Source organism: Paucidesulfovibrio gracilis DSM 16080 (genome assembly GCF_900167125.1).
In the GTDB taxonomy this organism is placed as follows: domain Bacteria; phylum Desulfobacterota; class Desulfovibrionia; order Desulfovibrionales; family Desulfovibrionaceae; genus Paucidesulfovibrio; species Paucidesulfovibrio gracilis.
Genome location: NZ_FUYC01000001.1, coordinates 365,818 through 390,619 on the forward strand (window position 1 = coordinate 365,818; position 24,802 = coordinate 390,619).

At 60.6% G+C, this 24,802-nt stretch carries 22 protein-coding genes; 11 read left to right on the top strand and 11 right to left on the bottom strand.

The genetic code is table 11. The features are described 5' to 3' along the window. Positions 1-2,124 carry an HlyD family efflux transporter periplasmic adaptor subunit gene (locus tag B5D49_RS01615; protein ID WP_144019046.1) on the top strand — a complete coding sequence of 708 codons (2,124 nt, stop codon included), beginning with the start codon at positions 1-3 and terminating at the stop codon, positions 2,122-2,124. 354 nt (positions 2,125-2,478) lie between these two features. Here the strand turns inward: B5D49_RS01615 and B5D49_RS01620 are convergent, their stop codons facing one another. Further along, a complete protein-coding gene (locus B5D49_RS01620; RefSeq protein ID WP_159447099.1) occupies positions 2,479-3,327 on the bottom strand; it encodes a M23 family metallopeptidase in 849 nt (282 codons plus the stop codon). Between the two features lie 424 nt (positions 3,328-3,751). Between B5D49_RS01620 and B5D49_RS01625 the strand changes: the two genes are divergently transcribed. After that, entirely contained in the window at positions 3,752-5,458 is a 1,707-nt protein-coding gene (locus B5D49_RS01625) for a glutamine--tRNA ligase/YqeY domain fusion protein (RefSeq protein WP_078715897.1), read from the top strand. Positions 5,459-5,634: 176 nt separating this feature from the next. Here the strand turns inward: B5D49_RS01625 and B5D49_RS01630 are convergent, their stop codons facing one another. The 6 genes from B5D49_RS01630 to B5D49_RS01655 all read right to left on the bottom strand — a co-directional run bounded on the left by B5D49_RS01630 (position 5,635) and on the right by B5D49_RS01655 (position 9,905). Further along, positions 5,635-5,823, bottom strand: a complete 189-nt coding sequence (locus tag B5D49_RS01630) for a hypothetical protein (RefSeq protein WP_078715898.1) — start codon at positions 5,821-5,823, stop codon at positions 5,635-5,637. Positions 5,824-6,081: 258 nt separating this feature from the next. Continuing rightward, positions 6,082-6,489 carry a bacteriohemerythrin gene (locus B5D49_RS01635; protein WP_078715899.1) on the bottom strand — a complete coding sequence of 136 codons (408 nt, stop codon included), beginning with the start codon at positions 6,487-6,489 and terminating at the stop codon, positions 6,082-6,084. A 29-nt stretch (positions 6,490-6,518) separates the two neighbouring features. Continuing rightward, positions 6,519-7,262, bottom strand: coding sequence for a flagellar motor protein MotB (locus tag B5D49_RS01640; RefSeq protein WP_078715900.1), 744 nt, complete (start codon positions 7,260-7,262; stop codon positions 6,519-6,521). Positions 7,263-7,266: 4 nt separating this feature from the next. Further along, positions 7,267-8,019 carry an OmpA/MotB family protein gene (locus B5D49_RS01645; protein ID WP_078715901.1) on the bottom strand — a complete coding sequence of 251 codons (753 nt, stop codon included), beginning with the start codon at positions 8,017-8,019 and terminating at the stop codon, positions 7,267-7,269. An 8-nt stretch (positions 8,020-8,027) separates the two neighbouring features. Further along, complete coding sequence (locus B5D49_RS01650; RefSeq protein WP_078715902.1) at positions 8,028-8,783, bottom strand: motility protein A; 756 nt, start codon at positions 8,781-8,783, stop codon at positions 8,028-8,030. A gap of 6 nt (positions 8,784-8,789) precedes the next feature. Continuing rightward, complete coding sequence (locus B5D49_RS01655; RefSeq protein ID WP_078716038.1) at positions 8,790-9,905, bottom strand: FapA family protein; 1,116 nt, start codon at positions 9,903-9,905, stop codon at positions 8,790-8,792. Between the two features lie 292 nt (positions 9,906-10,197). On the opposite strand from B5D49_RS01655, the gene B5D49_RS01660 reads away from it, so the two are divergent. Beyond that, entirely contained in the window at positions 10,198-11,085 is an 888-nt protein-coding gene (locus tag B5D49_RS01660) for a phosphorylase family protein (protein ID WP_078715903.1), read from the top strand. Between the two features lie 6 nt (positions 11,086-11,091). On the opposite strand, the gene B5D49_RS01665 is transcribed toward B5D49_RS01660, so the two are convergent. Beyond that, a complete protein-coding gene (locus B5D49_RS01665; protein WP_078715904.1) occupies positions 11,092-12,042 on the bottom strand; it encodes a hypothetical protein in 951 nt (316 codons plus the stop codon). Between the two features lie 151 nt (positions 12,043-12,193). On the opposite strand from B5D49_RS01665, the gene ispH reads away from it, so the two are divergent. Further along, positions 12,194-13,045 (top strand): 4-hydroxy-3-methylbut-2-enyl diphosphate reductase, encoded by an 852-nt coding sequence (gene ispH / locus B5D49_RS01670; protein ID WP_078715905.1) that lies wholly within the window; start codon positions 12,194-12,196, stop codon positions 13,043-13,045. Between the two features lie 150 nt (positions 13,046-13,195). Here the strand turns inward: ispH and B5D49_RS14690 are convergent, their stop codons facing one another. Next, entirely contained in the window at positions 13,196-13,414 is a 219-nt protein-coding gene (locus B5D49_RS14690; RefSeq protein WP_144019047.1) for a hypothetical protein, read from the bottom strand. Positions 13,415-13,505: 91 nt separating this feature from the next. Here B5D49_RS14690 and B5D49_RS01675 point away from each other — a divergent pair, with 91 nt between their 5' ends. Genes B5D49_RS01675 through B5D49_RS01685 form a run of 3 tightly spaced genes read left to right on the top strand, consistent with a single transcriptional unit; the run spans position 13,506 to position 18,523 of the window. After that, positions 13,506-14,165, top strand: coding sequence for a TetR/AcrR family transcriptional regulator (locus B5D49_RS01675; RefSeq protein WP_078715906.1), 660 nt, complete (start codon positions 13,506-13,508; stop codon positions 14,163-14,165). 9 nt (positions 14,166-14,174) lie between these two features. Next, the gene (locus tag B5D49_RS01680; RefSeq protein ID WP_078715907.1) at positions 14,175-15,386 is read left to right on the top strand and encodes an efflux RND transporter periplasmic adaptor subunit; all 1,212 of its coding nucleotides are present in this window, start codon (positions 14,175-14,177) and stop codon (positions 15,384-15,386) included. Then, on the top strand, positions 15,383-18,523 hold the full coding sequence (locus tag B5D49_RS01685; protein ID WP_078715908.1) for an efflux RND transporter permease subunit: 3,141 nt from the start codon (positions 15,383-15,385) through the stop codon (positions 18,521-18,523). Before B5D49_RS01680 ends, B5D49_RS01685 begins: the two co-directional genes overlap by 4 nt. A gap of 88 nt (positions 18,524-18,611) precedes the next feature. Here B5D49_RS01685 and B5D49_RS01690 read toward each other — a convergent pair whose 3' ends face one another. Further along, the gene (locus B5D49_RS01690) at positions 18,612-19,274 is read right to left on the bottom strand and encodes a GGDEF domain-containing protein (RefSeq protein WP_159447100.1); all 663 of its coding nucleotides are present in this window, start codon (positions 19,272-19,274) and stop codon (positions 18,612-18,614) included. A gap of 90 nt (positions 19,275-19,364) precedes the next feature. Between B5D49_RS01690 and B5D49_RS01695 the strand changes: the two genes are divergently transcribed. Beyond that, the gene (locus B5D49_RS01695) at positions 19,365-20,165 is read left to right on the top strand and encodes a glutaminyl-peptide cyclotransferase (protein WP_159447101.1); all 801 of its coding nucleotides are present in this window, start codon (positions 19,365-19,367) and stop codon (positions 20,163-20,165) included. Positions 20,166-20,201: 36 nt separating this feature from the next. Here B5D49_RS01695 and lgt read toward each other — a convergent pair whose 3' ends face one another. After that, positions 20,202-20,990, bottom strand: a complete 789-nt coding sequence (lgt, locus tag B5D49_RS01700; protein WP_078715910.1) for a prolipoprotein diacylglyceryl transferase — start codon at positions 20,988-20,990, stop codon at positions 20,202-20,204. Between the two features lie 167 nt (positions 20,991-21,157). Between lgt and B5D49_RS01705 the strand changes: the two genes are divergently transcribed. From B5D49_RS01705 to B5D49_RS01715, 3 genes are all read left to right on the top strand, one after another. Then, a complete protein-coding gene (locus B5D49_RS01705) occupies positions 21,158-21,904 on the top strand; it encodes a hypothetical protein (protein WP_078715911.1) in 747 nt (248 codons plus the stop codon). 62 nt (positions 21,905-21,966) lie between these two features. Beyond that, the gene (gene ispG, locus B5D49_RS01710; RefSeq protein ID WP_078715912.1) at positions 21,967-23,043 is read left to right on the top strand and encodes a flavodoxin-dependent (E)-4-hydroxy-3-methylbut-2-enyl-diphosphate synthase; all 1,077 of its coding nucleotides are present in this window, start codon (positions 21,967-21,969) and stop codon (positions 23,041-23,043) included. Then, positions 23,044-24,795 (top strand): proline--tRNA ligase, encoded by a 1,752-nt coding sequence (locus B5D49_RS01715; protein WP_078715913.1) that lies wholly within the window; start codon positions 23,044-23,046, stop codon positions 24,793-24,795. It begins immediately after the preceding gene. Positions 24,796-24,802: the final 7 nt, after the last annotated feature.

Sequence of the window (24,802 nt, forward strand, 5' to 3'; positions counted from 1 at the left end):
ATGAGCCAGGCCGCTCTTGCCGGGCCGGAGATGGTTCCGCCTCTTCGCCTTGATCTTGAAATCCAACCAGGTCCGGCTTCGCTGTGGGGACAGCCCACCTGGACCCTGCATGACCCCGCGGCCAATCGTTTTTTCCGCGTGGGAACGCGGGAGGTGGAAATTCTGCGAAGCTGGCGGCCCGGCCCAGTGGCCACTGTGGCCGAGCAGGCCCACACCCAGGCCACCCCCGTGACAGAAACACATGTCCTGGAATTGCGGGAATTCCTCTCCCGCAACAATCTGCTACGCGACACCCCGGACAGAGCCATTCCCCGTTTTTTGCGCGTCCAGGCGGCAAAACGCGGCCTGCGCCACCTGCTGCGCACGTACTTGTTTTTCCGTATCCATTTGTTCCAACCCGACGCCTTTCTCTCCTCTCTGGCACAGCGCACCGGTGTTCTCTTTACCCCGGGATTCGCCCTGATCGCCCTGGGGTTCACCTTCCTGAGCCTTTTTCTGCTCTTGCGCCAGTGGGACATGTTTCTCGCCACCGTGCCGGAATTTCTCAACAGCCGAGGCGCGTTGCTCTCGCTTGTTTCCCTGTTCGGCGCAAAGATCTTTCATGAACTGGCCCACGGATTGGCCGCCAAACGCTTCGGCCTGCGGGTCACGAGCATGGGCGTGGCTGTTTTACTGCTCTGGCCGGTGCTCTATACCAACGTCAATCAATCCTGGAAGCTGAACGACTCGCGGCAACGCCTGATTATCGACGGTGCCGGCATTGCCGCGGAACTGCTCCTGGCGGCAGTGGCAGGATTTGCCTGGTTGTTGCTGGATCCCGGTCCCTTACGGGACATCTGCTTTGTGCTGGCTGTAACCAGCTGGATCATGTCTCTGGCCGTGAACCTAAACCCGCTGATGCGCTTTGACGGATACTACCTGCTCAGTGACCTGCTGGGCGTGGATAACCTCATGGAGCGAGGGCAGGCACTCCTGCACTGGCATGTTTCAGAATGGCTTACCGGTGCTGGGGATGCCCCCCCGGAACGACTGCCCGGTCCCACCCAATCCGTTGTCCTGGTCCATGCCGTGTGTACTCGCATTTACCGGTTGACCCTGGCCCTGAGTATTGCGGCCCTGGTCTATGCCCTGGCGTTCAAAGCGTTGGGCGTTTTTCTTGCGGTGCATCAATTGTGGAGTTCGCTCGGAGCGCCTTTGCTACGCGAAATTCGGCGCATCTGGAAACGACGGCAGGAGTTGGGCTTTCGCCCGATGATTCGCGGCAGCGTTTTCCTGGCAGTGGTACTTTTGGTCCTTTGCTGGCCCTGGAATACCACGATTGCCACGCGTGCAATGCTCACGGCAGCACAAACAGCGCACCTGCACGCCCCATTCGACGGGGTGCTCACCAGGGTTCCCGCGCAAGAGCCGGTCCCCACCCGCATGGTTCACAAAGGAGACGCCCTTTTTCGCGTGCATTCCCCAGAACTGGAACAACACATCCGCGTGGCCGAAATACGCGAATCCTCCACACGGCACATGTCCGAATTGTTGAGCATGGACCAAACCATGCTGCGCCAACGCCTGACCCGGGAAGCCGAATCCCGGGAACAACGCGCCAACCTGGACGGTCTGCTGCAACGCCGTGAAAAGGCCGATATCCGCGCCCCGCTTTCCGGCCGGCTGGAGCTGCCGGCCCAGGCTTGGCGAACCGGCATTTTTGTGGCGGAAGGCACGTACCTGGGAACCGTGCTGGATACCACACGACAACGCATTGTGGCCTATGTGGACGAACTGGAATTGAGCCGCATCTCCCCGGGGGGATCGGCCCGGCTGTATCCCTATCGCCCGGAATCGCGCCCGGTTGACTGCGTGATTCGGTCCATTGACGCCACCGCAGCCACGGTACTCGAGACTGCGGCTTTTGCCTCCGTCCATGGCGGGGATGTTCCCGCGAGGCAAGGACCGAAAGGACGGCTGATCCTCCAGGGTTCGGCCTATCGGGTGGTTCTGGAGCCGATTTCGCCGTGTCCCACGGAACGCCAATATTTTGGACGACTGGAGATCCAGGGACAGCGCTCCGCCCTAATTCAGCGGATTATTCAAAAAGTCCGGGGATTGCTCACACGCGAATTCGGCATCTGACGGTCGTGTTGTGCTCCGGGCCTTCCGCGTCCGGGAGCCTTTCCCGATCGTTCATCCCCCCGCTCCATCTCGAAATGCCCTGACCGCGGCATCGCCACCCTGACACGCGACCAAGCCCGGCAACGCCCTGCCCCAGGCCCACCGTGACGCGAGAAAAGACGGCGCCTGCGTTCCGAGGCCATTGCAGATTCAAACGAAAAAACGCACCGCGCCATTACGGGCGATGCGTTCATTTTCTGCCGCAGGGCATCAGGCACTCGGGTCAAGGCGTTCATGCCAGCACGCCGTACCCCCCTGATCCAAACAAACATGGGACCACGGCGGCACAAACCGGGCATGCGCAGGCAAGCAGGACTAATTCAGGATGTATCGACGCGGATTCTGGGGCTTGCCCGCCAGCAGCACTTCATAGTGCAGGTGGGGTCCGGTGCTGCGGCCGGTGTTGCCGACATAGGCGATCACGTCGTCGCGACGCACCTTTTGACCGCGCTTCACTGCCATGGCCTTGAGATGGCCGTAGCGGGTGGTGATGTTGTTTTTGTGGCGGATGAGCAGGCTCAGGCCGTAGCCGCCGTCACGCCCGGCAAAAACGACCACGCCGTTGGCCGGGGCATGGATGGGGGTGCCGCGTCCGCCCGGAGGCACGATATCCAGACCACGGTGAAATTTGTAGGTTTTGTCAAAGGGATGCTGGCGCATGCCGAACCCGGAGGTGATGCGGCCCTTCACAGGCCAGACCGACGGCGTGGAGTCCAGGAGCTGCTTGTTTTCGCGCACCTGCTTGAGAATGAGCTGCTGAAGCACTTCACTGTCCAACACGTCCCGGTTCAGTGCCACCACGGCCCCTTGCATGTTGCGAACCAGGGTCCGCGTATCATACGGCGACAAGGTCATGCTGTTGATGAGCGGCCCGCCGCTGCCCGTAAAATCGTCCCAGTCCGGACGCGGACCGGACATGTTGGTCATGACCATGAGTTTGCGGCAAAAATCGTCGATCCGGTCATAGTCCAGCTGCAGGCCGGAAAGCTTTCGGGCCTGAAAGAGGATATCCAACCGCTGCTCCAGCCGGTCGTGTTCCAATGTCTCGTATCGAACCTGCAATTTCTGATGATCGAAATAGGTATCCAGCAAAAAACCGAAGCTTGTACCCAAGCCAACGAGCAACACAAAAAAAAGTACGGGCAGAACATTTCGGACCCGCATGGTCCGGCATTCCCCGCACTTTTCCGGGTAGACCAAAACTTGGCAGCTGGAGAATAGGCCGAATACGTTCATCGCTTCCAGTAGTGTTGCAGGTGGTGGCGCAAGCGTCCGCTTGTATGAAGGCATCGTCGGTTCGTGCCCTTGAGGGCATACACCATTCCCCGGGAAATGAAAAGGGGTCTCAATGTTCTTCTCCTGATTTTTCGGGCCACTGGAGCCGCTATAACCGGTAGCCTGTACCCCCTGGCTTCGTTATGGAAACACGGTTCACACCACATTTTCCCCGCCATGCAATCGCATGGGATGTTCCGCTCCATTTGACCCGGACGCGCATTTTCCGTATTTTCCGCCAACCGCCGGGCCATGCCGTTTTTTTTCGGCACGCCGCCCGAATCGGCAAACCATCCCACAACGAGGCAACACCATGAGCACCCCCAAAGACACCGGGAACAACGAAGCCCGGGTCGGCAAGGACTTCATCCGCACCATCATCGACAGCCACATGGCCGACAACCGCTATGAAGGCCGCGTTCACACGCGCTTTCCGCCCGAGCCGAACGGTTACCTGCACATCGGGCACGCCAAGTCCATCTGCCTGAACTTTGGTCTTGCCCAGGAATACGACGGCCAATGCAACCTGCGGTTTGACGACACCAATCCGAGCAAGGAAGAACAGGAGTACGTGGATTCCATTCAGGAAGACGTGCGCTGGCTCGGCTACGACTGGGAAGACCGCCGCTGCTTCGCCTCCAATTATTTCGATCAACTCTATGCGTTCGCGGAAAAGCTCATCCACATGGGCAAAGCCTATGTTGACGACCTCTCGGCCGAAGAGATCCGCGAATATCGCGGCACCCTGACCCAGCCCGGCAAGCCCTCGCCCTGGCGCGACCGCAGCCCCGAAGAAAACCTGGACCTGTTCCGACGCATGCGCGACGGCGAGTTTGAGGACGGTTCCAAAGTCCTGCGCGCCAAAATCGACATGGCCTCGCCCAACGTGCTCATGCGCGACCCCGCGCTCTACCGCATCAAGCGCGCGCATCACCACCGCACCGGGGACAAATGGTGCATTTATCCCATGTACGATTTCACCCACTGCCTGTCCGATGCCCTGGAAGGCATCACCCACTCCATCTGCACCCTGGAGTTTGAAAACAACCGGGAGCTATACGACTGGGTTCTGGACACCGTGGGAGAATTTCCGCAACGGCCCTACCAGTATGAGTTCGCCCGCCTGAACCTTACCTATACCGTGCTCTCCAAACGCAAACTCATCCAACTGGTGGAAGAGGGACACGTTTCCGGCTGGGACGATCCGCGGCTGCCCACAATCTCCGGCATGCGCCGCCGGGGCTACACCCCGCGCTCCCTGCGCGATTTCTGCGAGCGCATCGGCGTGGCAAAATCCAACTCCACCGTGGATTTTGCCCTGCTGGAGCATTGCGTGCGCGAGGATCTCAACGCCCACGCGCCCCGGCTCATGGGCGTGCTCGATCCGGTAAAGCTGGTCATTGAGAATTACTCCGAGGACGAGACTGACACCTTTGAGATGCCGCTGCATCCCGAAGATGAGTCCATGGGTACCCGCAGCGTCCCCTTCACCCGGGAACTGTACATTGAACGCGCCGACTTCATGGAAGAGCCGCCCAAGAAATTCTTCCGCCTGGCTCCGGGCCGCGAAGTACGCCTACGCTATGCCTACTACGTGACCTGCACGGGTGTGGAAAAGGACGAAAACGGCAACATCACGGAAATCCGTTGCACCTACGATCCCAAAACCCGGGGCGGCTGGTCCGAGGACGGCCGCAAAGTCAAAGGGACGCTGCACTGGGTCAGTGCGGCCCACGCGGTTCCGGCCAAAGTCCGCCTCTACGACAAACTCTTCAACGTGGAAAACCCTGCCGGGGATAAGGAGCGGGACTTCAAGGAACACCTGAACCCCGATTCGCTAAAGGAAGTGCAAGCCCGGCTGGAACCCTATCTCGGCACCGTGGAACCGGGGTGGCTCTGCCAGTTCGAACGCCTGGGCTATTTCTGCTCGGATAGCAAGGACCACGCCGCAGGGGCGCCCGTGTTCAACCGCACCGCCACCCTGCGGGATACCTGGGCCAAGATCGCAAAGAAAAAATAATCGCGTCCCGACCGGGAAAAGAAATCCCGGTACCACGCAATACGCAGGAACCCCCTGAACCGAACATCGGCTCAGGGGGTTCGCGTATGGAGAAGAGGAAGAAGCGTGGAATGTCGCCCCGGGCCGCTCCTGCCCGGACGCTTTCCGGTCCCTGTTCATGGGCCGGGAAGAATGACCTATCTCCCGGTCAATGCGCGGGAGTGGAAGAAACAATAAAAATCGCCATGCCCAAAATCGCACTCGGTCCGGTGCATGCGCTCACGCAGCGCCGCCACCAGCGAGACGACCACGCGGCTGGCCCGAAAAAACAGCACCACCGCGCAAAACAGCATGACAAGTTCAGTAAACAACAATTCAACGCTCATAAATGCCCCCTGTGTCGATCTCTGTGTACCCCAAAAAACTACTCCGCATCCGGAACAGGTCAAGCAAGCTGCATTAATTCTTTATTTCACGAGCCATTGAATCGACAGGGACGAGGAGCACAACATTTTGTTTTTATTGAATTCCGCTCTTGAACAACCATGCAAACCACACCGAGATAAAGAAAAAAGGCACAAGCACGACATGTGCCTTGCGCCTTGAATCAGACCATTGCAGGGCAAAAAACTCGTGCGTCCCGGTCAGGCTTCCCCTTTTCGCCGCAAGAATTGCGCGTAACGCATGTCGGTTTCCTGCACATGCAGCACGAACCACTGCCGCAGATACTCATGCAAATTCACGCAGACATCGGGTTCCCCGGTGCGCAGATCCAAAGAAAAATCCTCCACTTCGTCCACGAATTCCTCGTGCTCGCGGTGGTGCTCGTCAAGCTCGGGATAGTCATGCTTGCGAAGCAGGCGTTCTTCACTGGTAAAATGGTACGAGGAATACAGCTTGAGCTGCTCCATGACGTCATCAATGACCGTTTTGCCGCGGCCTTCTTCAATGGCCTGTCCCAAGTCATTGATCAGCCGTACCAGATTCATGTGCTGTGCATCGAGCAGGCCGATGCCGGTTTCCAGGTCGGGGCTCCATTCAATGGATTTCATGCATTCCCCCTTGCGAAGTTTGCCGCCGGTTACCAGTTTTCGGCTCCCGGTGCCTGAAAGTAAAACTCCACCCGACGGTTCAGAGCCTTGTTTGCGGCCGTGGTGCTGGGTACCAGCGGCTTGGACCCGGCCAGTCCCACGGCCTTGAGCCGCTGGGGCGACACGCTGGAATGCTCCAGGATGAACCGAAGACAGGCCGCAGCCCGGGTCGCGGACAGCTCCCAATTGGTATCGAACAATTGTTCATTGAGATCCTCGCCGTCGGTGTGCCCCCGCACGATGAGATTAAACGGCGTGGAATTGAGCAACTTGATGACCTCCACCAACACACTGATGGATTCGGGCATCAAATCCGAGGAACCAGGGCGGAACATGGCCTTGTTGCCCACCCGCAACATGACGCCGGTATTGTCCACACTGAGGGATGCCTCGCCGGTGAGACTTTCGTCCTGAATAAACTTCTTGAGCGAAGCGGCAAGCTGCTTGATGTCGTTTTCACTTTCGACCTGCCGCTTGAACTGCCGCGAAGTATCCGCATACGGAATCTCGCGGGCGTCGCTGCGTTCCTTTTGCACGCCGAATGCGTCGGACATGGCGCCCATGAGCATTTGGAAGTTGTTGATGTCCTGGTTGGTGAACGACAGCAGCAGCACGAAGAAACACAACAACAGGGTGACCATGTCCGCAAACGTGGCCATCCACGGCGGCAGTCCCTCCTCCCGTGGGGGCGGGTCTTCCACCTGTTCGATGATGATCACATCTTCTTCGGGCATGGGACTACCATTGATCCTTTTCCGGTTGGTGGAAATGAAATTCCACCCGCTGATTTTTGAGCCGTCCCTCGGGGGTGGCATTGGAAGCCACGGGCCGGGTGTGCGCGTATCCCACGGCCTTGACCCGGTTCACGGGAATGCCGCCTACCTCCAGGATGTAAGCCAGGGCATTGGCCGCCCGCGCCGCGGAAAGTTCCCAATTGGAAGGATAGCGTCCCGTGCTCACGGGCCGGTCGTCGGTATGGCCGCGCACCACCAGATTGAGGGGGTACTCCTTGAGTACCAGAATCACGGCGTCCAGCGCTTGTTTCGCCTCGGGCGACAATGTCGCGGACCCGGGATCGAACAGTGCGCCGCTTTGCACGTCCAGCAACACGCCCTCGCGGTCCACCCGTACGCCGCTGGCTCGTTTCAATTCCGGGGTTTTTTCCAAAATGGACCGGATACGCACCACCACGCCGTTGAGAATCTGCTCGGACGTGCTGGTGGGGGCGGAGTTCACTTCCGTGGAACTTGTGGTTTCCAGGGCCAGTTCCGACGACTTGGTACGAACAACAGCCACGCCGAACGCATCGCGCAGGGAGCCGAGTACGTCGCGGAACTTTTGCACGTCCTGCTCGGCAAAGGAAAGCAGCAGCACGAAAAAGCACAGCAGCAGGGTGACCATGTCCGCAAACGTGGCCATCCAGGGCGGCAGCCCTGGGTCGTGCGGCCCTTCTTCTGCGGGCTTTTTTACGATGATGACCTTTTTGGCCATGGCCGCCCCTAGCTGGAGGATTCACGCATGGCCGGACTCAGGAAGGCCATGAGTTTTTCCTTGACGATGGAGGGATGGTCGCCCCGTTGAATGGACACCACCCCTTCCAGCATGATTTCCATATACAACTGGTCCTCGGCGCTTCGGCCTTCGAGCTTGGTGGACAGAGGCAAAAACACTACGTTGGCCAGCACCGCACCGTAAAACGTGGTCAACAGGGCCACGGCCATGGCCGGACCGATGGATGCCGGATCCGAAAGGTTCTGCAGCATGTTCACTAGGCCGATGAGCGTACCGATCATGCCGAAGGCCGGAGCCATGGTGCCCATGCCTTTGAACACGCCCTGGCCCTGCATATGGCGCTGTTTCATGAATTTGATTTCCGTCTCCATAACGGAGCGGACAAGCGCTTCCTCGGTGCCGTCGGCCACGAGCATGACGCCCTTTTTCATGAAGGGATCATCGACGCTGACTTTCTCCAGGGCCACTAGGCTTTCACGCCGGGCGGTCTCGGCCAGTTCGATGATCTTTCGGATAATCTGATGCGGGTCCGGGTTTTTGAAGAACAATGTCTTCATGGCGACCTTGACGGTCCCGATGATGGTCCCCAGAGGAAACATGACGAAGGTGGCGGCAAAGGTACCGCCGATGACCACCACGACGGAGGGGACGTCTACGAACCCCCCGGCGTTGCCGCCCAGAATGATGGTGGTGATGATCAGCCCGAATCCGCCGAGCAAACCGATTAACGTCGCGATATCCATATAATATTATTTCTCTATTGCGGGTGAAGCGATCAGAATCTCCCGATCCTTGTAGTAGAATCGGACATTCTCCATAAAGTCATCCACTTTCCGATAGGCAGGGCCGATGCTGATCTCCACCCCGGGCTTGACCGTACCCGGAACGATGATCCGGCAGCGTTCCAGCATTCCGGTAGCGTGAATCCGCTCCCAGAGCTTGGTTTTGCGCCGTTGCAACAAGGCGAGTTTCTTGCGCAGCTCGGTTCGGGCCTCGCGCAATTCCTGGTCCTTGGCCTCGTTCTTGCCCAAATGCGCCTCGCAGAGCCGAATCTGTTCATGCAGCTTGGCGATGCGTTCGTTAAGTTGCCGATCAGCATAGAGCAGCATGGGATCATACCCGGCCAGAATGGAGGTTTCGGCGTTCATGCCACCCCCGAGCTGCTCTCCCACATACGCGTATTCAAAGCAGTACACTTCACATCCGGTGAGGCGTCCTTTCACGGCCAGCTTGCCTCCGGCAAATACCCGGCTGTGCATGCACGCCCCTTCCACCAGCACGTTGGCCCCGGTGCGGATGGTGGCGCCCTCGCAGAATCCGCAACGGAAACTATCCCCTGCGTCGATAAAGGCGTTGTACCCGCCCTTGACCCCGGATTCACAGACAATGGACCGAATGGCCCCCACCGAGGCTCCTTCGATGTTGCCCTTGACCCGCAGACCCGCGGCCCGCACGCGGAACCCGGAACGAACCGCCCCGTGAACCACCATATCCCCGACATATGGAATATTGCCGGTATGGAAATCCACGTCGCGCCGCACGTTGAGGATGCGCTTTACCGTAATACGGCCCTGTTCGTAAAATACGTACCCGCTGCACGCCGCCACCATACGCCGGGAATTATCCGGATCCAGCTCGGTGTTGCGCCCTGCCGGGAAGCGGGGTTCCAGCAAAACGAACCGAGATTCGGCCTCGGCCGCCTCTTCTTCGCTCAAATCCTGCATTTCGGCCAGTACCTGGCCCTGCACCACATTCTGCACGTAACTGAGATCGAAATGATCCACGGACCCATCTTCGCGCTGGCGAGGATGCAGGCGCATGTAATCAAAATCCGGATCAAAATAATGCTTTAGGAAATATGGCATTGCTTCCGTCCTCAACCAAACGTCCGAACAGAAAGAAACTGGGCGCTGCTTCAGCGCTCCGGGACCGATCACCGACAGGGTGCAGACAAGTCCCATGCCCGGCCGGGAAATTTCCAGCATCAGCTCTCACTCTAAAACGTGCCGAACAAAATGTCCATGCGCAGTCACAATTTCATGAATTGTTCCTTCCGGTTTTCTTCGTCTTCCGAATCTGGTACAGCAGAAAACATCCACACTGACGTACCATGGCAACCGCCTCGAATACCAACGTCGCAGGAACCAAGGAACCACCATGTCCCATGAGTCCATTCCCTTTATCGGAGTCGTCACCGCCCTGGAGGCGGAGACCAAAGCCGTTTGCCGTAAAGCAAAAGCCGAAGCCGGAGAACCGTTTCCCCGTTTCGACTGCTCCACAGCCGAGGCCCGTGTGGTCTGCCTGCAATGCGGACCCGGGCCGGAACGCGCCCTTGCGGCAGCGCGGCAACTCATCAGCCAAGGCGCGGACATGCTCCTCTGCGTTGGCGCGGCCAGCGGCATGGACAGGGAAGCCCAGAGCGGCCATCTCCTGCTGACCCGCGATGTTCTGCTGCTGCACGATGCACACCCTATGCCCATCCCGCACGCGGATCAGGGCGATGCCGACCGCACCCCGGACATACAGCCCGACAATGCGCTGGTCAAAACCCTGGAAGCCAAAAAGCTGACCGTGCATGTGCGTCCCCTGCTCACGGCCCCGCCGCCTCTCTTCGGCCAGGAGGATCGCACACACTGGAACGCGGAAACAGGTGCCGCGGCGCTGGACACGGAAAGCGCGGGCGCGGCCCTGGCCGCGTTGGAATCTCACCGTCCGTTCCTGGCGTTGCGCGCTCTGGGCGACAGCGTGGAACGCCCCGTGTCCCCCGAAGTATTGGCAGCCTGTTCGGGCGGCGGGGGATGGTCCCTGTTTCGCCGCATCGTGCGGCATCCGGGTTTGTTCATAAAACTTTGGCGCATGGGTCGGGAATATTCCAACGCCTTGGACGCCCTCTCCAAGGCCTGGAACCCGGTGCTGGAACATTGCGTTCACGCCCTGCTGAAGGCCGCACCCACGGGTTCCACCCCGGAGCAGCCCGCACAGTCGTCGGATTCGGCTCCGGATGCAAGGCAGGAATCTGACTCGTCGAAAACGCCCCTGCAATAACCCCGACTACTGGGGTCCGCAACGCCGCAACAACCCCGGCAATGCGGGATCCGGCGGACCAAAGCCCCGGGTCCGCAGCGCGTCCAAAACATCCCCCAGACGGGTTCTCTTGCTGGAGTCATCGGCCGCGTCCCTTGTTGCGGCTTTGTGCAACGAACGCAACCCGGCCATGACCCGTCCTGCATCCGGGCTGTCCGCGCCCGCACCGAACCAGACCACCGGCGATGCAGGAAGCCCGTCCACCGAAAACGACACCTCGAACCGGTCCAACAGGGAGTCGCGCAGAGGCAAGGCCTGCACGGCCTGATATTGCAAACGATCCAATACCACGCCCGACGGTCCCTGTTCCTCCCATTGCCGCAGGACCAGCACGGGAGAACTGTTGCCATGCAATCCCACAATGCCGCCGTGCCGTCCTTCCAGGAGCAGACATCCCGCGCTCCGGGGAGTATAAAACATGCTGCCGTGGTAGTCTCCGCTGATTGACTCGTCCGAAGCGCCCGCCGGCACCAAGACGCGCCAGACATCCCCGGATGCGCCTCCCGGTCGGGTGGATCCCACAGGCGTCATGTCCAGTTCCCGGGCATGCTCCAGATAAAACCCAAGTGAAACAACGCCCCAGCAAGGGGACTGCTCCCGAATCATCCGGGCCGCTTCCTCAGGTTGATTGCTGAATCCGCCCCGCACCGGACGGCCGGTAGCGTTGGCCATGAACACGGCCAACCGATTGACCACGTCCCGCGCCGCCTCCCGCCCCAGGGGAGACCCAGGCAGGACCACGGCAAAATCCAATGGCTCCGGCATGGCGGACACGGCCTGTCCGGTGTCTTCACCGCAGTGTCCGCCCACAGGAAACCACAGTACACCGATCAATACGAGTGAAACCGCACGCCACCAAACACGACGCTGAAGCGCAACACTCAGGTATCCAATATTTTTCTTCCTCTTCCTCGTCATGAACGCTCCTTACAGAGGGGAATGGGGAGGATGTACACCCGGCCTGAAGCCCGGTCAACGACGAGGCTGGTTTTCCTGACCATGACCACGGTTGCCAAACACGGCCCGGCGGGGTATCGCCTTGCACTGCAACAGGCAAGGAGTTGTCCACATGGAAGTGATTCGCGCTGAGACCGCCGGGTTCTGCATGGGCGTTGACATGGCCCTGAACAAATTGAACCGGCTGATGCAGGAAAACGGCGAGGGACGCGACGTGCGCACCCTGGGTCCCATCATCCACAACCCCCAGGTGCTGGCCCGCTACGAAAAACAGGGCGTGTTCACCGCGGACACCCCCGAGGACGTCCCCCGTGGCGCGCATTGTGTGATCCGCGCCCACGGCATTCCGCGCCATGTGGAGGATCGCCTGCGGAAACGGGGCGTGACCATCCTGGACGCCACCTGCCCCCGGGTAAAAAAAGCCCAGACCCTCATCGCCAAACACAGCGACCAGGGACGCACCCTGCTGCTCTATGGCGAAGCCGAACATCCCGAAGTCAAAGGCCTGCTCTCCTACGCCGGTGACGACGCCATAGTATTCGGCAGCCCCGAAGAACTGGACCCGGAACACCTGGATCCGTCCCGCCCCTATGTGCTGGCGGCTCAGACCACGCAGGACCGAGAAATTTTTGATGAACTCATGAACGCTATGCAAGCCGATCCAAACCTGGACGTGGTGGTGCTGCAAACCATCTGCGACGCCACCAAGCTGCGCCAGGAAGAGGCCATGCACATCGCCATGGACGTGGACTGCATGGTGGTTGTGGGCGGACGCATCAGCGGCAACACCCGTCGGCTCGTGCAGGTATGCGAGGCCAAGGGCGCACGCTGCGTGCATGTGGAAACCCCGGAAGAGCTTCCCCTTGAGGAATTGCGGACCTGCGCGCGCATCGGGCTGACCGCGGGCGCATCCACCCCCGGCGACATCATCGATGCCGTGGAAGCGGCCCTGCTCAGCATCTAACCACACTACACACTACCCTTTTCCGCCGTGTTTCCTCCCAAGGGAAGCACGGCTTGTTTTCCACCTCCTTTCCCAGCCTTTCCTGCACAGGTTCGCTGCTAGTGGCTTGACACGCTATCGCAAACCTGAAATACCTCCTGGGAAACGGTTTCAATCAAATGTTTGTTTTACTTTTTTATTAAAAAATCCAGGCAGAAACAGCACGCGCAACAGATAATGTTGGACACACGTCCCCATTGTCGGCCCGTCCGGCTTGGCGGCATTGCGTATTTGCTGCGTGGTCCCAAGGCGGAACACCACGACATCCGCGCATTCAGCCAACGTGAAGCGCAACCAGCGTCCAAAGCCCCATGCTGATGCGGCGTACAAGGACCGATTTGTTTCCGCAACGATCCGCCAACTCTCTTTTTGCACAAAGCAAAACAGGACGACCTGTCATCCACCCGCCAAAGGGGAGACAATGACCCATTCACATGCACAACAGGGAACCAAGGAACGGCTGCTCCAGGCCGGAGCCAAGGTCTTTTCCGAAAAAGGCTTTCTCGCGGCCACGATTCGGGAAATCTGCCAATTGGCCGAGGCCAACATCGCGGCCGTGAACTATCACTTCGGCGACAAGCAAAGCCTCTACGACGCCGTGCTCAAAACCATGTTCGCTGAATGCGCCACCCCCGTGGACCAGCGCATTGACCCGGATCTGCCCGCCGAAGAACGGCTTGCCGCGTTCATCCTGGAGTCCATCCGGGACATTTACGGTGATTCCTCGCTCAGCGATGACGGCGGCCTGCTCGATTCGCTGTTCCACATGGAGCTGGCGCATCCCAGCTCCCAATGGGAACAACTCATCAAAGATCACTTTCTGCCGGAAAGCCTGTACCTACGCAGCCTTATCCGGGAAATCCTCGGATCCGGCCACGACGAGGAAACCATCCGGCAATGCTGTATTTCCATCTACGGTATGATGACCCATCACGCTCTGTGCTGGCCCATCGTATCCGTAGTGCATCAGGACCATCCCCCCATGACGGGATTCCGGGAACAGCTCGCCGACCACGTCACCCGGTTCAGTCTGGCCGCGCTGCGCGATCTGCGTCACCAACAACAGCCGCCCAAGGAATAAGGAGACCGCATGTTCCATTTTCATTCACCGCCTAACCGTGCGTCACGCACCTGGCCTGCTCTCCTGCTCTGCCTGTTTGCCGCCCTGCTCCTCAGCGCCTGCGGTGATGACCAGCCCGACGCCACGGCACAGGCCCAGGCGGAATCGACCCCGCCGCCGTCCAGCCGCGCGGTTTCCGTACTCGTCACCGAGGTGCGGCCCGTGACCCTGCGTGACGTCCTCACCCTGCCCGGAGCCACGGAACCGCAGCATGACGTGACGGTCAGCGCGGAACGGGGCGGGCGCGTGGAGTGGGTCGGTCCCACCGAAGGCGACAGTGTGCGCCAGGGCGAAATCATCGCTAAAATAGACATGGACAAAGCCGAGGCCGACCTTGCCAAGGCCCGCTCCGCATATGAACTGGCCGTAAAACAGGCCAAACGGCGCAAACAGCTGCGCGCCAAGAACCTGTTGTCCCAGGAAGAGCTGGATCAGGCCAACACGGATCTGGAGTCCGCCACGTCGGACCTGACCCAGGCCCAGGTTTACTATGATCAGGGCTTGGTGGCCTCGCCCATTTCAGGCCGCGTCAACGACCTGGCCGTGGACCCCGGGGAATATCTGAACACCGGCCAGGCTGTGGCCGAACTGGTGAATATTTCCCGCATCCGCATCTATGTGAACGTACCGGAACTGGACGTGCGCTACCTGCATGTGGGCCAGCGGGTAAAAGTCACCGTGGACGCCTATCCCAACGAGGTGTGGGACGGGGAGGTGGATTTCGTCGCCTACAAAGCCGATGAAAGCACCAAGACCTTCCGTACCCGCGTCGTGGTGGACAACGACGACAGCCGCATCCGGCCGGGCATGCTGGCCCGGGTGCGCCTGGAACGCCGCGTGGTAAAGGATGCGGTTTCCGCTCCTCTGTTTGCCATTGTGGACAAAGGCGGGGAACGCATCCTCTTTGTGGAGGAAAACGGCGTGGCCCGTTCCCGGGCCATTGAAATCGGATTCATCGACGGCGACCGCGCGCAGATTCTGCATGGGCTGAAGCTGGGCGAACAGCTCATCGTCAGCGGCCAGGATGCAGTGGAGGAAGGGGTGTCCGTGGAGGCCCAGCCCGTGGGCGACGCCCTGCCGGGTGCGGACCTCTCCGAAGTTGATCCGAACGGCGCTGACCCGGAAAGTCGTATCCTGAGTACGCCGGAACAACACGCCGCCACCGCCGGAGGCTCGGAATGATCATCAATAAGGCCGCCCTGGCCCGCCGGCCCGCCGTCATGGTGCTCGTGGTATTCATGATCGTGGCCGGCCTTACCAGCTACCTTTCCCTGCCTCGGGAGTCCTCGCCGGACATCACTATTCCGTATGTCTTCGTGACCACCGCCTACGAGGGTGTGGCCCCCGAGGACATGGAAACCCTGGTGACCATGCCCCTGGAACGCAAGCTCAAGGGGCTGTCCGACGTGGAGGAAATTACCTCCGTGTCGGACGACGGCATCTCCGCCATCGCCATCGAATTCACTCCCGACGTGGACATCGACGACGCCCTGCAAAAGGTGCGCGACAAAGTGGACCAGGCCAAGCCCGACCTGCCAGCGGATCTGCCCGACGATCCCATCATTGAGGAAAAAAACTTTTCGGACTTCCCCATCCTCAATGTGGTCATTTCCGGTCCCTTCTCCCTGAAACGCCTCAAGGTCTTTGCCGAGGACTTCGAAGACCGCATGGAAGGCGTGGAAGGGGTGTTGGACGTGGAACTGGTGGGCGGCCTGGAACGGGAAATCCATGTGGAAGTGGACCTGGACCGCGTGGCCTTTTACAACATGCCTTTTCAGGAGCTGCTCAACGCGGTGCAGGACGCCAACGTGAACATGCCCGGCGGCTCCATGGACATCGGTCGCCAAAAGTACCTGGTACGCGTTCCCGAGGAATATGAAAATCCAAACGAAATCAACAGTATCGTAGCCTTTGTGCGTGACGGCAAGCCCGTATATCTGCGGGACATCGCCACCATCCGCGACCACTACAAAGATCCGTCCACCATCAGCCGTATCAACGGCCAGCAGTCCGTCACGCTCCAGGTCAAAAAACGCACCGGCGCCAACATCGTGGAGGTCATCGACGCGGTCAAGGTGGTGCTGGACGAGATACGCCCCCAATTTCCCCCGGATTTGCGCGTGGACCTCACGGGCGACAAATCCACGGACATCCGGAACATGGTCCGCGACCTGGAAAACAACATCCTGACCGGCCTGATACTGGTGCTGGCCGTTGTTCTGGTCTTCATCGGCGGCCGCTCGGCCCTGTTCGTTTCCGTGGCCATTCCCCTGTCCATGCTCATCACCTTTATCCTGCTTCAGGCCTTTGGCATCACCCTGAACATGGTGGTGCTCTTTTCCCTGACCCTGGCCCTGGGCATGCTCGTGGACAACGGCATCGTGATCGTGGAAAACATCTACCGGCACATGCAGCAGGGCAAGTCCCGCGAGGAAGCCGCGGCCATTGGAACGGACCAGGTGGCCTGGCCCGTGATCACCTCCACCCTGACCACGGTGGGCGCGTTCTTTCCCATGATCTTCTGGCCCGGCATCATGGGCGAATTCATGTCCTTTCTGCCCAAGACCGTAATCATCTCCCTGTTTGCCTCCCTGCTCGTGGCCCTGGTGGTGAACCCGGTCTTTTCCGCCCTGTGGCAAACCGCCAAAACCAAAGAGCAGGAAGCACGCCCCGGGCTTGTGGACCGGGTGGTGAACCGGATCCGCGACCGATACAGCAAGGTACTGGCCTGGGCGCTGGATAATCGCTTCAAGGTCATGGCCGCCAGTCTGCTCTTGTTCGTCGGGTCCATCATGGCCTTCGGCATGTTCGGGCGCGGCGTGGAATTTTTTCCGGAAACCGACCCCAAAGTGGTCTATGTAAACATCAAATCCCCCATCGGCACCAACCTGGACGCCTCGGACGAATTGACCCGCAAGGTGGAGCAAGTGGCCCTCGAATATCCGAACATCCGCTTCGTCATCGCCAACGTAGGCACTGAAGCGGGCGGCGGGCTGAGTTCTTCGGGCGGGGGCAACTCGCACCTCTCGTCCGTTGCTCTGGACTTCAAGGATTTCCACGACCGTTCACGGCCATCGCCCGAGGTGGCTGATGAAATCCGCGACCGCCTCACCGCCATGATCAAAGGCGCGGAGATCCGCGTGGAACAGGAACAGGAAGGCCCGCCCACCGGCAAACCCATCAACCTGGAAATTTCGGGCGACGACATGGACGAACTGGGCCGCATCGCCGAGGAGGTTCGCAAACGCATCCGGGATCTGCCCGGTCTGATCGACCTCAAGGACGACTTCGTATCCAGCAAGCCGGAAATCCGTGTGGACGTGGACAAGGAAAAGGCGGCTCTCTTGGGTATAAGCGCCTACAATCTGGCCTACACGGTCAAGGCCGCGGTCAACGGCGCCAAAGTAGGCACCTACCGGGAAGGGAAGGACGAGTACGACATCGTGGCCAAGCTGCCCGAAAAGGACCGCACCAGTGTGGAGGGCGTCAAACGCATCACGGTTTCCGGGCCTGAGGGACGCCCCATCCCGCTCACCTCTCTGGCCACGGTGCGCATTTCCTCAGGTCTCGGCACCATCAACCGCATCGACCAGAAGCGCGTGGTCACCGTGTCCGCGGATATCGCCACCGGCTATCTGGCCAACGACCTGCTCAAAGAAATCAAGGAAATTCTGGCAGACTACCCCCTGCCCCGAGGCTACGAGTTCACCTTCACGGGCGAGCAGGAGGAACAGGCCAAGGCCCAGGCCTTCCTGGGCAAGGCGTTTGTCGCCTGCCTGTTCATCATCTTCCTGGTACTGGTCAGCCAGTTCAACTCCGTGCTCACGCCCTTCATCATCCTTACGTCCGTGATGCTCTCCCTGATCGGCGTATTCCTGGGGCTGCTGGCCTGCAACATGCCCTTTGGCGTGATCATGACGGGCGTTGGCGTCATCAGTCTGGCGGGCGTGGTGGTGAACAACGCCATCGTGCTCATCGACTACTTCGAACAACTCATGGCCCGCGGCATGGGCGTGCGTGAGGCGCTGCTCCACGCGGGCAAAACCCGCTTCCGGCCCGTGATCCTCACGGCCATCACCACGGTGCTCGGCCTGCTGCCCATGGCCACGGGCGTGAGTTTCGACTTCTTCTCCATGGAAGCGGTGGTGGGCGGCGAGTCCTCCCAATGGTGGGGATCCATGGCCGTGGCCGTGATCTTTGGATTGGGCGTGGCCACGGTGCTGACCCTGGTGGTGGTTCCGGTGCTCTGCTCACTCAAGGTCTCCCTGAGCGACTGGCTAGCCGGACGCCGCAGCAAAAAGCACTCCGCCGAAAGCTGACGCACACCGCACCAATACGCAACACAGAGCGGCGCAGCGGGATCCCCTCCCACTGCGCCGCTTTCCGTCTGCGTATAGCACCAACGGCTCAAACCACCAGTAAATCTTCCCAAAGGGCCACACCGCCCTGCTTGTGCCGCTTGGCCCGGTACATGGCCTGGTCCGCTTTTTTGAGCAACGCGTCCACGGTGGTGCCGTGTTCCGGGCAGACGCTGATGCCGATGCTGACCACCAGCTCCCGGCAAATGGTGCCGCAGGCCGCAAACGGCCGCCCCAGAGACTTCCGGATGCGCTGTCCCACGGATACCGCCTCATCCGCGTCCTCAATATCCTGCAACACCACCACAAACTCATCGTCGCCCATGCGTGCGGCCGTGTCCATTTCCCGCAGGCTGGACTGAATCCGCTGCCCAGCCTCACGCAGAACCTGATCCCCGACATCCAGGCCGAGCGATTCGTTCACGGATCGAAACGTATTGATGTCCAGACACAACAATCCTGCACGGTTGCCGTACCGCGCCACACGCGCCAGGGCATGATCGATGCGGTCCATACACAGTGTCCGGTTGGGCAGCCCGGTAAGGGGGTCATATAAAGCGTGGTATTGGATAGAATCCTCCTGTTCTCGACGCGAGCCGCTCCGCTCCCGGCCATTCCGCCCCCGGGCATTGTGATGCAGAGCATACGCTGTCCCGGGACCATGCCGCCCGTCACCGGTCCATGGAGTGGTCCCGCCATCTTTTTTCGGCATATTGCCAGATATCATCTTACATTTCAAATTGCTAGCTATGGCAAATTCTTGCATTTGCCCGTTGCGCGGGCTTGCTGTACCACAGCAGGCATGTTCACCGTACTTCAACGCTTTGCCTGGCCGCTGTTCTTTTGCCTGCTGTGCTGGGCAACTCCGGGACTTGCTTCCGGGGGAGGGTATCGCCCACCGCAGGATACGCCGCTGCTCGGCATCCGCATCCTGCACGCCCTGCCGCATGACCCCCTGGCCTTTACACAAGGGCTGTGCATGCATGACGGAAAAATCTATGAATCCACAGGCCGCTACGGTGAATCCGAACTGCGGGTTCTGGACGCGGCATCGGGTAAGCTCCTCCGCCGCCGCGCCTTGCCCAACGATCTGTTCGGCGAAGGCCTGACCCTTGTCGGACAACGCCTGCTTCAATTGACCTGGCGCTCCGGGAGGGTGCTGTTCTGGCAGGCTCCCTCGCTGGAGCGGATTGGGGAAGCGCGGCTGCCGGGCGATTCCTGGGGACTGGCCGCAGGACCGGACCTTCTCTATCGCAGTGACGGGAGCGCCACCCTGCAACGTTTGCGCCCGCACGATCTCCAGCCCGCCGGAAGCCTGACCGTACACGATCAGGGCCACGAAGTGCGCCAACTCAACGAGCTGGAATGGGTCAACGGACGATTGGTGGCCAATATCTGGTTCGAAGACGTGCTGGCCGTGATCGACCCTGTCACAGGGCAGGTGCAGGCCTGGGTGGATCTCTCCCCCTTGCGGCCGCTACTCTGGCCCGACGCGGGCGTGGCCAACGGCACGGCCTGGGACGGCCGAAATCTCTACGTGACGGGCAAAAACTGGAACAAACTTTTTGTGCTGCGCATCCCGAACGCTCCGTGGGATCCCTAGCCGACCCAAACCGCAGTCAGTTCCGTGCCGCCACGATCAGTGGTCCTCCGGCACGCGACGAAGCAACAGCCATCCGCCGAACAGCACCATGGGCAGGGACAGCACCTGGCCCATGCTCAACCAGTCAAAGGCCACGAATCCGAGCTGCGCGTCCGGCTGCCGGGTAAACTCCACCAGAAAACGGGCCACGCCGTACCCCGCCAAAAACAGGCCCGTGACACGTCCCCTGGGCCGGGAAACCCGGGAATACCACCACAGCAATCCGCCGAGCACCAGCCCTTCCAGTCCGGCTTCGTACAATTGCGATGGATGCCGTGGCAGCCCGCCGGACGCGGGATGTGGAAACACCATGGCCCAGGGCACATCCGTGGCCCGTCCCCACAATTCACCGTTCACGAAGTTGGCCAGCCGCCCCAGGAACAATCCGGGCGGCACCAGCGGTACCAGAAAATCCGCCACCGTAAAAAGAGACAATGCATGACGCCGGGCAAACAGCCACATCACCAGGGCCACGCCCACGACCCCGCCGTGGAAGGCCATGCCGCCGTGCCAGACCTTGATGATATCCTCCGGATGTTCCCAATAATACGGAAGATTGTAGAACAACACATAGCCCAGCCGACCGCCCAGGACCAACCCGAGGATCAGCCAGGTCAGCAGATCGTCCAACTGGGGCGCGCTCATGCCCCGCCAGGCCTGTCGCGCCCTGGCCCGGCCCCAGAACCAGGCCGCGGCAAACCCGGCGGCATAGGCCAACCCATACCAACGAAGCGCCAACGGGCCGATGCGCCAGGCCACGGGATCGAATTCCGGCAAAACAATCAAGGGGTTCTCCTTGGCAAGATATCACGTCCCGGTTCCGTCCACCCCATCCGCGGCTTTGTTTCCATACAAAAGTGCGGTAGGGTGTTGCGGACCGATATTCTTCAACAGCCCGATAGGGTATGCCCCCGGCAGTCCACCGGGTCAACCACAGGCAGAAAAACGTCACCATGAAGCCACAGACCCAGCTCGACATCCTGGAAATGCCTTTGGAAGGCCTGGCCGCGTATTGGTTGTCCCTCAAAAAGCTGGCGGACGCCAAAAAACTTCGTTCCATCGTGGATGAGGAAATTTCCCACACCACGGAACCCATGGTGCGGTTTCTGCTGGAGGCCATTTTTTCCCAGCTGGATTCCGCCACGGTGCGCCGCCTGGCCGAGGTGCGCAGGGATGGGGTGCTGCGCGACCTGGAACGCAAACTCAACATGATGCGCGTCGCGCTCATGGCCGTACCGCTGCGGGAAAATCCGCGCGCCACCCTGGTGCGCATGAGCGGCCTGTACCCCTGCCCGCCCATGGAGGAACGCCGCGCCATGGACATGGCCACGGCCCTGGCCAAAAGCGTGGAGGAAAAGGATGGCGACGTCCCCACCATGCTGGAAGTGCATCACAAGATGCCGCCTGACCGCCTTCTGGTCAAGCTGCTCTTCTACGCCATGCATGCCCGGCGGCACAAACGCCTTGGGCTGGAGCGTTTTCTGCCCTATGCACGCACCGCGTTCTTTGCCGAAGGGCTGGCTCTGGTGGTGGACGGGTTCGACGCCCGTTTTCTGGACCGGCACCTCCCTCAGGTGCGGGACGCCATCCTGGGCCAGACCGCCCGGAAACTGGAAATGAGCACGGAACTGGCCCTGGCCGTGCGCAAAAAAACCAGTTACCAGGACGCCCACCTCATGGCCCGGGCCTGGCTGGGCTGACCAATCCGGCCTTGGTCCGCGCGCTTGGCTTGCACCCTGAATTCGGTTACGGTCGGTTCCCCATGAATGATCGCCACAAGACCCGTGAAATCCACATTCGAGGCGTGGGCGTGGGCGGGGACAACCCCGTGCGTGTCCAGTCCATGTGCAATACCGACACCCGCGACGTGAACGCGACCCTGGCCCAGATCGCCCGGCTAGCCGAAGCCGGATGCGAAATCGTGCGCCTGGCCGTACCCGACGACATCGCGGCCAACGCCCTTACCGCCATCCGCTCCAACACGGACGTCCCCCTGGTGGCGGACATCCACTTCGACCACCGCCTGGCCATCATGGCGGCCGAGGCAGGAGTGGACGCCCTGCGCATCAACCCGGGCAACATCGGCGGTCCCGATAAAGTGGATGCCGTGGTGGACATTGCCCGCGACAAGGGGCTGCCCATCCGCATTGGCGTCAACTCCGGGTCCGTGGAAAAGCACTTGCTGGAACAATTCGGCGGTCCCACGCCCGAAGCCATGGTGGAAAGCGCCCTGGCCCATGTTGCCCTGCTGGAAAAACGCGGCTTCGAGGATATTAAAATTTCCCTGAAGTCCTCCTCCGTGCTGAACACCATTGCCGCCTACCGGCTGCTGGCCAGGCGCGTGGACTACCCCCTGCACATCGGCGTCACCGAGGCAGGCACCCTGGTGCGCGGCGCCATCAAAAGCTCCGTGGGCCTGGGCATTCTGCTCTGGGAGGGGCTGGGCGACACCCTGCGCGTGTCCCTGACCCATGATCCCGTGGACGAAATCGGCGTGGCCTGGGAAATTCTGCGTGCTTTGGGCTTGCGGGAGCGTGGCCCGGAAATCGTTTCCTGCCCCACCTGCGGCCGCACGGAAATCGACCTCATCGGGCTGACCGCCCAGGTGGAGGAACGACTGCGGGGCGTGAACGACGTGTTCACCTGCGCTGTCATGGGCTGCGTGGTCAACGGCCCGGGCGAGGCACGGGAAGCGGACATCGGCATTGCCGGGGGCCGGGGGCTTGGCATTATTTTTCGCAAGGGCGAGGTCATCCGCAAGGTACGCGGCGAGGAAAACCTGCTGCCCGAATTCATGAAGGAACTGGAATCCTTTCTCCAAGAACGACGAGGTAACTAAATGCGCTTGAGCCGCTATTACATTCCGACATTAAAAGAATCCCCGGCCGAGGCCGAGGTCATCTCCCACAAAATTCTTCTCCGCGCCGGCATGATCCGCAAACTCACCAGCGGCATCTATAACTACCTGCCCATGGGATTGCGCAGCCTGAACAAGGTGGCCCAGATCGTGCGCGAGGAAATGGACAGCGCCGGAGCCATCGAAGTGCTCATGCCCACGGTGCAGCCCGGCGATCTCTGGAAGGAGTCGGGACGCTGGGAATTTTACGGCAGGGAGCTGTTGCGGTTCAAGGACCGGCACGATCGGGATTACTGTCTCGGCCCCACCCACGAGGAAGTCATCACCGATCTGGTCCGCGGCGAGGTGCGCTCCTACAAGCAACTGCCGCTGAACCTTTATCAGATCCAGACCAAATTCCGCGACGAGGTCCGGCCCCGCTTCGGGCTGATGCGCGGTCGCGAATTCGTGATGAAGGACGCCTACTCCTTTGACAAGGACGAGGCCGGAGCCGAAGAAAGCTACCGTCTCATGTACGAAGCGTACAAGCGCATCTTTCAACGCATCGGCTTGAAATTCCGGGCCGTTCGCGCCGACTCCGGCGCCATCGGCGGCAGCTTTTCCCACGAATTCATGGTCCTGGCCGAAACCGGCGAGGACACCATCGCGGTCTGCCAAAACGAATCCTGCGGCTACGCGGCCAACCTGGAAAAAGCCGCCACCATGGATCCCGGCGGACAGTGTCCCGCACAGACCGACGTCCCAGCCATGGAAGAAGTGGCCACCCCGGAACAGCACACCGTGGAGCAGGTCTGTGAATTCTTGCAGGCCGATCCTTCGGCTCTGGTCAAGACCCTGCTTTTCGACGCGGACGGGGAACCTGTTGCCGCGCTGGTGCGGGGCGACCGGGAACTCAACGAAGTGAAGCTGCGCAATCTCCTGGGCGCCAATGAACTGCACATGGCCACCCCGGAACAGGTTCGCGAATGGTCCGGCGCGCCCGTGGGCTTTGCCGGTCCTGCGGGACTCAAGGTCCAGCGGTTGGTGGCGGACTTTGAGTTGCGCCTCGACCAGGGCTGGATCGCGGGTGCCAACAAAGGGGACGCCCACGTCAAAAACCTGCACCTGGGCCGGGACGCCCAAGTGGAGCAGTTCGCAGACCTGCGCATGATCACGCCGGAAGATCCCTGCCCGGAATGCGGCGGCCGCATCGAGTTCTGGAAGGGCATTGAGGTGGGCCACGTGTTCAAACTGGGCCTGAAGTACTCCGAAGCCATGAGCGCCACCTTCCTGGATGAAAACGGCAAGGACCGCCCCATGATCATGGGCTGCTACGGCATCGGGGTTTCCCGCATCATGGCTTCGGCCATTGAGCAGAACAACGACGACGGCGGCGCTATTTTCCCGCCTTCCATCGCCCCGTTCGAGGTCTGCCTCATGGCCCTGGGCGGCAAGGACCAGAGCGTGGTGGACAAGGCCGAAGAGCTTTACACCCAGCTTACGGAAGCGGGCATCGACGTTCTCTATGACGACCGCAACGAACGGCCCGGCGTCAAGTTCAACGACGCCGACCTCATCGGTTATCCCATGCAGCTGGTGCTCGGCGGCAAGGGCTTGAAAAACGGCATCATTGAAGCCAAGGACCGCCGGACCGGCGAACGGACCGAGCTGCCCCTGGACGATTTCATCAACAACTTCACGGCCTGGCGCGACGAAATCTGGCGCGCTTGGGGGCTGAAAGAAGACCAACAGTAAACAAGCA